This is a genomic window from Nocardia jejuensis NBRC 103114, assembly GCF_001613145.1.
Lineage (GTDB): Bacteria > Actinomycetota > Actinomycetes > Mycobacteriales > Mycobacteriaceae > Nocardia > Nocardia jejuensis.
This window is the reverse complement of the sequence record NZ_BDBU01000023.1, coordinates 227,875-240,477: the sequence shown is the minus strand read 5'-3', so window position 1 is coordinate 240,477 and position 12,603 is coordinate 227,875. Positions and strand designations below refer to the sequence as shown.

The 12,603-nt window shown below is 68.5% G+C and carries 1 protein-coding gene; it reads left to right on the top strand.

What is annotated here, in order from left to right:
* Positions 1-12: 12 nt before the first annotated feature.
* Positions 13-12,564: a non-ribosomal peptide synthetase gene (locus tag NJ1_RS18890; protein ID WP_067695935.1), complete on the top strand. Its 12,552-nt coding sequence runs from the start codon at positions 13-15 to the stop codon at positions 12,562-12,564.
* Positions 12,565-12,603: the final 39 nt, after the last annotated feature.

Below are 12,603 nucleotides of genomic sequence, written 5' to 3'. Positions count from 1 at the left end.
GAAGAGCGTCGCATGCTCCGGGGTGAGGACAATGCCGTAGGCGACGCCGTGATCGGGACAGCGCGGGACCGCCGCCGCCCCACGCGAACCCGCACTCAGCGGGTCACGACCCTGCCGCAGTTCATGGCCGCGGCGGTCGAGGCCGATCCGCTGGCGACCGCCCTGGTCTTCGGTGACGAGAACCGCACCTTGGGCTCGCTGACCTACGCGGAGCTCGACGAGCGCTCGAATCGATTGGCGCGGTTGCTGATCGAGCGTGGTGTCGGTCCCGAAGACCTGGTCGCGGTGGGAATCGCGCGCTCGATCGAATCGGTGCTCGCGGTGTGGGCCGTCGCCAAGACCGGCGCCGGATTCGTCCCCGTGGATCCTCGATATCCGGCCGATCGCGTCGCGCACATGGTCACCGATTCCGGAGCTGTCCTGGGCCTCACCGTCGACGCGGTACGCGAATCGCTTCCCGGGGTGGTGGAGTGGCTGGCGATCGACGCTTACGACGGGTCGACGACGCTCGCCGCGTATCCGGCCGAGCTGATCACCTCCACCGACCGGGTGCGACCCCTGCGCGCCGGCCATCCGGCGTACGTCATCTACACCTCGGGTTCCACCGGTAAGCCCAAGGGCGTGGTGGTCAGCCAGGCCGGTGTCTCCGTGTTCTGCGGCGAACAACGCGAGAGGTTCCTGGCCGCGGCAGATTCCCGTGTGCTGCACTTCGTCTCACCCTCGTTCGACATCTCGGTCGGTGAGCTGCTGCTCGCGATCGGCGCGGCCGCGACCCTGGTGATCGCCGCGCCGACGATTTACGGCGGCGAGGATCTGGCCGCGCTCCTTCGCCGTGAGCGAGTGACGCACATGCTGATCACGCCCTCGGTGCTGAACTCCGTCGATCCGGCCGGACTGGACACCGTACGGGTGGTCGTCGCCGGTGGCGAGGCGGTGCCACCGGATCTGGTGCGGCGCTGGGCGATTCCGATCGCCGAAGGCCGTACCAGGATCGTGGTGAACGGGTACGGCCCCACCGAAGCCACCATCTTCGCCAATTCCACGGAGCTCTCGCCTGACCGGCCGGTCACGATCGGCACGCCGTTCCGGGGGTTGGCCGAGTATGTGCTGGACGATCGGCTCGCGCTGGGATCGGTGAGTGTGACAGGCGAGTTGTACATGGCCGGAGCGCAATTGGCTCGCGGCTATCACAATCGGGCGGGACTCACCGCCCAGCGATTCGTCGCGAATCCGTACGGCGAGCCGGGATCCCGGATGTACCGGACCGGAGACCTGGTTCGCCGTCTCGACTCCGCGGATCTGGAGTATCTGGGACGCAACGATTTCCAGGTGAAGATTCGCGGCTTCCGGATCGAACTCGGCGAGATCGATGCGGTGCTGGCCACGCACGACACGGTCGATTTCGCGGTCACCATCGGCCACGAATTGCCCAGCGGTGCGACGATTCTCGCCTCGTATGTGCACTCCGTGACCGAGGCGGCGCCGGATCCGGGCGAGCTGATCCGGTTCGCCGCGCGCAGCCTTGCCTCGCACATGGTGCCCGCGGTGATCGTGGTGCTCGATTCCGTCCCACTGACTCCCACCGGAAAACTCGATCGCCGGGCGCTTCCGATACCGCGGTTGCGCGGCAACGAGTTCCGCGCACCGCAGGGCGGTCTCGAGCGGGTCGTAGCGGATGTCTACGCCGAGCTGCTGAATCCGGCCGACCCGATCGGCGCGGAGGACAGTTTCTTCGAGCTCGGCGGAAACTCGCTGATGGCCACCAGGGCCGCCGCCCGCCTGGGCGCACTGATCTCGGCCCGGGTTCCCGGCCGGCTGATCTTCAATGCGCCCACGGTTGCCGAACTCGCCGCCCGGCTGGCCGAACTCGAGGGTGCGGGCGGCCGAGTGCCGCTGGTCCCCGCGGTGCGCCCGGAGCGCATTCCGCTGTCCCCTGCCCAGGGACGTATGTGGTTCCTGAATCAGTTCGACACCGGCTCGGCGGCCGGCAATATTCCGTTCGCGCTTCGCTTGGTCGGACCGCTGGACGTCCAGGCGCTGCGCGCGGCGTTCGGGGATCTGGTCGATCGGCACGAGACATTGCGCACGGTGTATCCGGCCGTCGACGGCGTGGGGTACCAGAAGATCCTCCCGGTCGGGCGAGCGTTCGCGGAACTGACACCTCAGTGGGTGGAGCCGGGTGCGCTGATCGATCGGCTGACTCGTTCGGCCGGAACCGGATTCGACGTGTCGGCCGACGTGCCGCTGCGTGTGGACCTGGCCCGGATCGGGACCGAGGACCATGTACTCGCGGTCGTCGTGCACCACATCGCCGCGGACGGCGCGTCGATGGGCCCGTTCGCACACGACCTGATGACCGCATATCTCGCGCGGGTCGATGGCGAGCGGCCGCGGTGGAATCCGCTCCCGGTGCAGTACACCGACTACACCCTGTGGCAGCGTGAGCTCCTGGGCGACGAGCAGGAGGGCGATTCCCTCGCCGCCCGGCAAATCGGCTACTGGCGCGAAGCACTGGCCGGAATCCCCGATCGGATCGATCTGCCCGCCGATCGCCCGCGACCGGCCGTGGCCTCCGGCCGAGGCGCGATGCACAGCTTCGAGATCGACGGCGCACTGCGCGCCGGAATCGAGGCGCTCGCACACGATATCGGTGGCTCGCCGTTCATGGTGCTGCACAGCGCTTTCGCGGCGCTGCTTGCTCGCCTGTCGGGTCTGGCCGACATCGTGATCGGGACGCCCGTGGCGGGCCGTGGCGAGGCCGAACTCGACGGCTTGATCGGAATGTTCGTCAACACGCTGGCGCTGCGCACCCGGATCGACCCGTCCGCCGCGTTCGGCGACCTGCTGAGAAGTGCCAGGGACACCGACCTCGCGGCCTTCGCGCACGCCGAGTTGCCGTTCGAACGTCTGGTGGAGGTACTGGACCCGGTCCGGTCTCAGTCGCACCATCCGCTGTTCCAGGTGGCCCTGTTCTTCCAGAACCTCGACGCGGCGGCCGTACAGCTGCCCGGATTGAGCGTCAGCGAAGTCGAATTCGGCGGCGCGGTGGCAAAATTCGACCTCCAACTCTCGATCGTGCCGCGCAGCCGCGACGGGCACCACGATGACTTCGGTGCGCTGTTCACCTATGCCACGGACCTTTTCGATGATTCGACCGTGGCCCGCTTCGCGGAGCGGTTCCTTCGGCTGTTGTCCGCGGTGGTCGCCGAGCCCGGGCGGCCGCTCGCGGACATCGATCTGCTCGAGCCGGTCGAGCGTGAGCGAATCCTGCGGAGCTGGAACGACACTCGGCACGCGGTGCCCGCCGGACTGCTTCTCGACGACTATCGCCGTGCGGTCGAGGCACATCCCGATGTCGTCGCGTTGCGATACGAGAGCGAGGTGCTGACCTATCGGGAATTCGACGAGCGGGTCAATCGCCTGGCTCGCCTGTTGATCGCGCGTGGTGTCGGCCCGGAATCGCTGGTGGGGCTCGCTGTTCGCCGATCACTCGATCTGGTGGTCGGGATGTACGCGGTGATCGCGGCCGGCGGTGCGTACGTGCCGCTGGATCCGGATCATCCGGCCGAGCGCATCGCGCACATCCTGGACACCGCGCGCCCGGTCTGCGTACTGTCCACGGCCGATGCCGCGCAGTCGATTCCCACGGATATCGCTGTGCTGCGGCTGGATTCACTCCGGCTGAGCGACTACAGCGGTGCACCGCTGACCGCCGCCGATCTACTCGGTCTCCTCCGCCCCGAGCATCCGGCGTATGTCATCTTCACCTCGGGCTCCACCGGCCGCCCCAAGGGCGTCGCGGTATCGCACGCGGCCATCCACAACCAGCTCGCGTGGATGCTGCGGGAGTACCCGCTCGGGCCCGGAGATGTCTATCTGCAGAAGACGGCCACCACGTTCGATGTGTCACTGTGGGGCTATTTCATGCCGCTGCGCACCGGCGCGACGCTGGTCGTGGCCACGCACGACGGGCACCGAGATCCGCGATATGTCGCGGAAACAATTGGCGGACGAGGGGTCACGGTCACGGACTTCGTGCCGTCGATGCTGAGCGTGTTCGCCGCGCACACCCCGCCGGGATCGATGCCGACGCTGCGTGAGGTGTTCGTGATCGGTGAGGCGCTGCCGCCGGAGACCGTGGCCGCCTTCGCCACGGTGTCCGATGCCCGCGTCCACAACCTGTACGGCCCGACCGAGGCGGCGGTGTCGGTCACCTACTGGCAGGCGCGGGGCGACGAGCATCCGACGGTGCCGATCGGCCGGCCGCAGTGGAACACCGAAGTGTTCGTCCTGGATTCGCGGCTGCGGCCGGTCCCGACCGGTGTCGCGGGTGAGTTGTACTTGGCGGGCGATCAACTGGCGCGCGGTTATGTGGGCCGCCCCGATCTGACCTCGGATCGCTTCGTCGCGAATCCGTTCGCCGACGGTGCGCGCATGTATCGCACCGGTGACCTGGTGGTGTGGCGTGCGGGCGAGGGCGATCGGCCGCAGCGTCTGGATTACATCGGTCGTACCGACTTCCAGGTGAAGTTCCGTGGTCAGCGCATCGAACTCGGTGAGATCGAGACCGTACTGTTGGCGCAGCCCTCGGTGAGCCAGGCCGTAGCGCTGGTCATGCCGTCCGAACTCGGTGATCAGCTGGTCGCCTACGCGGTCGCCGCACCTGCGGGCGTGATCGACCGGACATCGGTCCTCGGCGAACTGGCCGAGCGGTTGCCGGGATACATGGTGCCTGCGGCGCTGACCGTTCTCGCGGAGTTTCCGCTGAACTCCAGTGGCAAGCTGGATCGCAGGGCGCTGCCCGCGCCGACCTTCGTGCATCGTGAATTCCGTGCTCCGGCAACGCCGGTCGAGGAACTGACGGCAGGGGTGTTCGCGGAAGTGCTGGGTATCGGCCGGGTCGGCGCGGACGACGACTTCTTCGCTCTCGGCGGCAATTCGCTGATCGCCTCCCGGGTGGTGGCGCGCCTGGGGGCGGCGCTGGGGGATCGGATTCCGATTCGGATGCTGTTCGAAGCGCCGACTGTCGCGGCGCTGGCCCGAGCCGCCGCCGCTCGCGCGCACGGTGGCCGGAGCGCGGAGCTGGGTGCAATCGCACGGCCCGAGCGGCTCCCGCTGTCGCTGGCCCAGCAGCGCATGTGGTTCCTGAATCGCTTCGAGGACACTGGCGATGGCGGAGTGAGCGCCGGGTCGGCCGCCTACAATCTGCCGTTCGCGCTGCGCCTGTCGGGCGTCCTGGACGCTCAGGCCTTGAGCGCGGCGCTGGATGACGTGGTGGCCCGGCACGAGGTGCTGCGCACCGTGTATCCCGAGACGGACGAGGGGCCGGTGCAGGTGGTCCTGCCGATGGCGGCGGACCCGGTGCTGGCTCCGACGCCGAGCAGAATCACCGCCCACGAGGTTCGCGGGGCCGTCTTCGAACTGGCGATGACGCCGTTCGACGTGACCCGGGACGTCCCGATCCGCGTGCGGCTCTGGGAGATCGGCGAACCCGCGCCGGGCACACCGCGCGACTATGTGCTCGCCGTGGTCGCTCATCACATCGCCGCGGACGCCTCGTCGATGGGGCCGCTGGAGCGCGACATCATGCACGCCTACGCCGCGCGGGTCGCCGGAACGGAACCAGGGTGGACCCCACTGGCAGTGCAGTACGCCGACTACGCACTGTGGCAGCGTGCCGTGCTCGGTGACGAGTCCGACCCGGAAAGCACCGCCGCACAGCAGATCGCCTTCTGGCAGCGGGAACTGGCGGGATTGCCCGCACTGCTGGAATTGCCCGCCGATCGGCCTCGCCCGGCCGTGGCGACGTCGAACGGCGCCCGGGTCGAGGTCCGGATCGGCGCTCGAACCCATGCGGGACTTGTGAAGCTGGCCAAGGATCATCAGGCGACCCTGTTCATGGTCGTGCACGCCGCGTTCGCGGCGCTGCTGGCGCGGTACTCCGGGTCCGGCGACATCGCGATCGGCACGCCCGTCGCCGGGCGCGGCGAGCGCGAACTGGACGACCTGGTGGGCATGTTCGTCAACACCGTCGTGTTCCGCTGCCGTGTAATGGACGCAGAATCCTTCTCGGACCTGCTCACTCGACAGCGGGAGAGCGATCTGCGGGCGTTCTCGCATGCCGATGTGCCGTTCGAACGACTCGTGGAGGCGCTCGATCCGCCGCGGACCACGGCCTATCACCCGCTGTTCCAGGTCGGGCTCTCGTTCCAGAACCTGGCGCGCTCGGTGCTCGAGCTACCGGGCCTGAGCATCGCCTCCCTCGACGCGGCGGTCGAGGTGTCGCAATTCGATCTGCACCTGATCGTCTCCGACGGTTACGACGAGGCCGGAGACGCGACCGGCATCGGCGGATATCTCACCTACGCAACGGATCTCTTCGATGCAGGCACCGCCGCGCTGATCGTGGAACGGCTGATCCGGGTGCTCGACTCGGTGGCGCTCGACCCGACCGTACCGATCGGCGATATCGAACTGCTCACCGCTCACGAGCGCACCGAACTGCTGCACACCCGTAACGCGACCGGCCGCCGGGCCGAGCCGGCGACCCTGGCCTCGCTGTTGCGCGGCACCGCCGACAAGGATCCGGCGGCCATCGCCCTGGTCGGTCCGGACGGCGAGCGGCTGAGCTATCGCCGGCTGGATGAGCGAGTGAATCAGCTTGCCCGGCAGTTGATCGCGCGGGGCGTCGGCCCGGAGACGCGGGTGGCCTTGGCGCTGCGTCGTTCGGTGAACCTGGTGGTGGCCATGTACGCGGTCGCCGTCGCGGGCGGTGCGTATGTGCCCGTGGACCCCGATCACGCCGCCGAGCGGACCGACGCCGTCCTGACGACGGCCGAGCCGCTGTGGGTGCTGACCGATGCCGAGACCCGCTTCGACACCACGCGCGCGCCGATCCTGTCGGTGGACGACCTGGCGACGGAATCGGTTGCGGTGGAGCCGATCACAGATGCCGAGCGAATCTCGCCGCTGCTGGCCGCGCATACCGCGTACGTGATCTTCACCTCGGGATCGACCGGCACGCCGAAGGGCGTGACGATCTCGCACGCCGCGATCGTGAACCAACTGCTCTACAAGACAGCGGATTTCGGGCTGAGCGCTCAGGATGTGATGTTGCTCAAGACCGCCGCGACCTTCGACCTCTCGGTCTGGGAGTTCTGGTCGGCGGCGGTATCGGGTGGGCGGCTGGTGCTCGCGACCGCCGAGGGGCATCGCGACCCCGCCTATCTGAACGAGTTGATCGTTCGCGAATCGATCACCACCCTGCACGCGGTGCCGTCGATGCTGGACGCGCTGCTGGCCGAATCCCGCGGCGCCGCCACCGGTTCGCTGCGCCGGGTGCTGGCCATCGGGGAAGCCCTGCCCGCCGCGACGGCGCGGCAGTGGCGGACCGCGCACCCCACCGCCGTTCTGTACAACCTGTACGGGCCGACCGAAGCGGCCGTATCGATCACCGTGCACGAGGTCACCGACGCCGATCTGGTCGCGGTGCCGATCGGACTGCCGCAGTGGAACAGTCAGGTGTACGTGCTGGATTCGCGGTTGCGCCCCGTTCCGGCCGGGGTGTCCGGTGAGCTGTACCTGGCCGGTGCGCAGCTGGCGCGCGGATACCAGGGCCGGCCCGATCTGACCGCCGATCGATTCGTGGCGAATCCCTTCGGCGACAGCGGTTCCCGGATGTACCGGACCGGCGACCTGGTGACCTGGAACGCCGAGGGCGAGCTCGATTACCTGGGTCGCACCGATTTCCAGGTCAAGATTCGAGGGTTCCGGATCGAACCGGGCGAGGTCGAGGCCGCGCTGACGGCGCTGCCCTCCGTCGCGCGAGCCGCCGTGCTGGCACGATCCGATCGCACCGGGGATCATCTGGTCGCGTACCTGGTCGGCGCGAATATCGACGTGCCGCAGGTGAAAGCGAACCTCTCGACGCGTCTGCCGTCGTACCTGGTGCCTTCCGCCTTCGTGGTACTGGACGAGTTGCCGCTCACCACGAACGGCAAACTCGATCGCACCGCCCTCCCGGAACCGGTCTTCGAGGCGGGGGTGTTCCGCGCGCCGTCGACTCCGATCGAGGAGATCGTCGCGGGCGTCTTCGCCGATGTCCTGGGCTCCGAGCAGGTGGGCGCGGATGACGACTTCTTCGCTCTCGGTGGCAATTCGCTGTCCGCGGCCCGGGTGGCGGCGCGGATCGGAGCGGGCATGGGCCGGCGGATTCCGGTGCGCGCCCTGTTCGAGTCGCCGACCGTGGCGGGTCTGTCCGTACGCGTTCAGCAGGCGGGCGTGGATGATCGACCACTGCTGTCCGCGCACGCCGGTGGCGCCCGGCGGCCGAGTTCCATTCCGCTTTCTCTGGCGCAGCAGCGCATGTGGTTCCTCAACCGTTTCGACAGCACGTCGGCCGCCTACAACATTCCGGTGGCGGTCCGGCTCACCGGCACCCTCGACGTGGACGCGCTGCGTGCGGCAATCGCCGACGTGATCGACCGGCACGAAGTCCTGCGGACCGTCTACCCGGAGGTCGACGGAGACCCGGTGCAGCTGATTCTGCCGGTGACACAGGCGGTTCCGGACCTGTCGGAGGTGCCGCTGCGATCCGCGGACATTCGCGAATCGGTGGCGGGGTTCCTCTCGGCGGGATTCGATGTGACCACCGAACCGCCGTTGCGGGCGAGGCTGTTCCGGATCGAGGACACCGAGATCCCGGAGTATGTCCTGGCATTCCTCACGCACCACATCAGCGCGGACGGCTGGTCCATGGCCCCGCTCACCCGCGAGGTGATGATCGCCTACGCGGCGCGGCAGTCCGGTGCGGCTCCCGGTTGGGCCCCGCTGCCGGTGCAATACGCCGATTACAGCGGCTGGCAGCGTGAGTTGCTCGGCAGCGCAGACGATCCCGGCAGTGTGCTTTCGACCCAGTCGGAGTACTGGCGGACCGCGCTCGCGGACCTGCCCGACGAGCTGAAACTGCCCTCGGATCGTCCCCGTCCGGCGGTGTCGTCGGGCGCGGGCGGCCGAGTGCGGTTCACGATCGATCGCGACACCACCGAAGCGCTTCGAGACATCGCCCGAGCGGGCAACGCGACCATGTTCATGGCCTTGCACGCCGCACTGGCGCTGCTGCTGGCGCGATCCAGCGGCACCGACGACATCGCCATCGGCACCCCGGTGGCCGGGCGCGGCGAAGCCGAACTCGACGAGGCGATCGGAATGTTCGTCAACACCCTGGTGCTGCGCACCCGGGTGCGCGGTGCGGAGGACTTCACGACCCTGCTGGCTCGGGCGAGAGATGCTGATCTGCACGCATTCGCGCACGCGGACGTGCCGTTCGAGCGGCTGGTGGAGATTCTCGCCCCGGTCCGGTCCACCGCGAGGCACCCGCTCTTCCAGGTGATGCTCTCGTTCCGGAAACTCCCCGAAGGGTCTTTCGAGCTGCCGCAGTTGCGATTCGAACTCCTCGACCTGGACTTCACGGTCGAACAGTTCGACCTCTCGCTGACCGTGAGCGAACTGCCCGAGTCCGGTATGCACGCCGAGTTCTCCTTCGCGGCAGACCTTTTCGACGAGGGCACGGTCCGAGTGCTGGCCGAACGGTTCCTGCGTCTGCTGGCGCGGATCACCGAGCGGCCGGATACGCCCGTGGGCGACCTGTCGTTGCTCGGCGAGGAGGAGGCGCGGCTGCTCACCGCCGGTGCGAGGGAACTCGCGCCGGGAGCGGTGCTTCCCGAGCTGCTGACCCGGGGCGTGCGCTTCGGCGTGGACCGCACGGCGGTGCGCTTCGGCGAGCGGTCCACCAGTTACGGCGAGCTGGACGAGTATTCCTCTCGACTCGCCCGGGTGCTCATCGATCGTGGTGTGGGACCGGACATGCTCGTCGCAGTGGCATTTCCGCGTTCCCTGTGGGGCATCATGGCGATCTGGGCGGTCGCCAAATCCGGTGCCGCGTTCGTGCCGGTCGATCCCGCCTATCCGGTGGATCGAGTGCGCTACATGGTGCGGGATTCGGGTGTGGTCCTCGGCCTCACCACATCCGAGTTCACCGATGTCCTACCGCAAGAGGTGGATTGGCTCGTTCTGGACGCCCCCTTCACCGATCGGCTGTGCGCCTCCAGGTCCGCCGACCCGATCGGGGACGTCGACCGGATCGGGCCCCTGCGCCCGGATCAGCTGGCATACCTCATCTACACCTCCGGATCGACCGGTGCGCCGAAGGGCGTCGCGGTCACGCATGCCGGATTGAGCGGCCTGGTCGACTCCGACATCGAGCTGTACCGGCTCGCGCCCTCGCATCGGATGCTGCACGTCTGCTCACCGAGTTTCGACCAGTCGATCGAGGAGTGGCTGCTCGCGTTCCATGCCGGTGCCACCCTGGTGATCGCACCCTCTGAGGTCGCGGGCGGGGCGGACCTGCACGGACTGCTTCGCTCCGAGCGGGTGACGCACATGATCATCACCCCGGCTCAGCTGAGCACGGTCGAGCCCGCGGGTCTGGATCACCTGGAACTGGTGGCGACCGGCGGCGAGGCCACCACGGCGGAACTGGTGGCCAAATGGCAGCCGGGCCGCCGATACCTCAACGGGTACGGGCCGACCGAAGCGACTATCGGCGCCACATATACAACACTCGTTGCAGGACAGCGTATTTCTATCGGTCGCCCGATTCCCGGGGTCTCGGCTTTCGTGCTGGACACCCGGCTCAATCCGGTGCCACCGGGAGTGGCGGGCGAGCTGTATCTGGCGGGTGCGGCACTGGCCCGCGGGTATCACGGCCGGCCCGGGCTGACATCCGAGCGGTTCGTAGCCAACCCGTGGGGCCCGCCCGGAGCGCGGATGTACCGAACGGGGGACATCGTGAGCCGGCATGCCGGAGCATCGGCGGCCCGGGACGATGGATCCCCGCACGGGTGGGAGCTGGACTACGGCGGTCGCTCCGATTTCCAAGTCAAGATTCGAGGCTTCCGCATCGAACTCGGTGAGATCGACACGGTGCTCGCCGCGGTCGACTCCGTCGAGCACGCGGTGACGCTGGGCCGGCCCACCCCCGCCGGGCAGATCGCGTTGGTCTCCTATGTGGTTCCGGCGGCCGGACAGGTCATCGATCGCGAACGGCTGCTTCGGATCGCCGCCGCCGATCTGCCCTCCTATATGGTGCCGTCCGCGATCGTCGTGCTCGACGCGCTGCCGTTGACTCCGGTCGGCAAACTGGATCGGGCCGCGCTGCCGGAACCGATCTTCGAGGCCCGTGCCCACCGGGAGCCGTCCACCCCGCGGGAGCGACTCGTGGCCGAGGTCTATACAGAGGTACTGGCCCGAGAGCTGGTCGGGGCCGACGACGACTTCTTCGAGCTGGGCGGCAACTCGCTGCTGGCAACCCGCGTCGTGAGCCGCCTCGAGGAGCGGACCGGTGTCCGGCTCCCGATGTCCGTGGTGTTCGGCGATGCCACCGTCGCCGGCTTGGCCGATGCGCTCGACGTCGCGCACGCCGCCGATTCGTCGAAGACCCCGGACGGCGCGTACTCGGCCGACCTGGGCGTGATGCTGCCGTTCCGCGCCGAGGGCACCCGCGCGCCGCTGTTCTGTGTCCATCCGCTCTCCGGCCTGGCCTGGTCCTATTCGGGTCTGGCCAGATCACTCCCGGCAGATCAGCCCCTCTATGGAATCCAGTCACCCGCCCTGACCGAACCGGATTTCGCCCCGGCCTCCCTGCTGGAGATCGTGGACCGCTATGTCGCCGAGGTTCGCCTGGTGCAGCCACGGGGGCCGTATCGGCTGCTCGGCTGGTCGCTCGGCGGCAAGCTCGCGCACGCGATGGCGACCAGAATGCAGGCACAGGGCGATCAGGTCGAACTGCTGGCCGTGCTGGACGGCTACCCGGGTGCGGATCATGAGGAATTCCAGGCCGTGGTGCGCGACGGCCTCGCGGAGCTCGGGATCGACGTCGACAGCCTGCCGGATCCCTCGGTGCTCGGCGACGCAGCGCTGGATGCGCTGTCCGCGGCGCTCTCGCCGGACCTGATCGGCCTGACTCCGGAACGAGTCCGCCGAATGTACGAGACGGTCATGCGCACAGTCGAATTCGAGTCCGGCTTTCAGCCGGAGGTGTTCGACGGGACGCTGTGGTTCTTCCGGGCGGCCGAGGAGGCGTCCCATGCGGTCGCGGGCCGCGACCCCGCCGACTGGCGGCCCTTCGTGTCCGGCGAGGTCGACGACCATCCGATTCCGGCCACTCACGACCGGATGACGGAATCGGACGCACTCGCCAGGATCGGGGACGTTCTGGCGGACCGGCTCACGGCACTCGATATCCGTACCGGCACCCGGGACGGGGTGACCGACACGGTGTCGCCGAGCACCGTGCTGCCGAGCAGTGAGATGCACGACCTGTTCGCCGTCGAGCGGGTCGGGATCACGGTGCGGGCCATCTCCCTCGATATCGCCCCGGACTGCTCGCCGCGGGCGGTGCGGGAGACCGTGCGCGAACTGCTCGCGGAGCATCCGGGACTGCGGGTGCGATTGCACTACGGTGGAGATCGGGAAGGGTTCGAGATCGCCGGGTTCTCCGAGTAGCCGCCCGCTGATCCCCCTTCGCCGCGAGGTGCGGTAGCG

Coding starts and splice junctions, on each gene's coding strand:
- NJ1_RS18890 (WP_067695935.1), top strand. CDS start 13: ATGCTCCGGGGTGAGGACAATGCCGTAGGCGACGCCGTGATCGGGACA.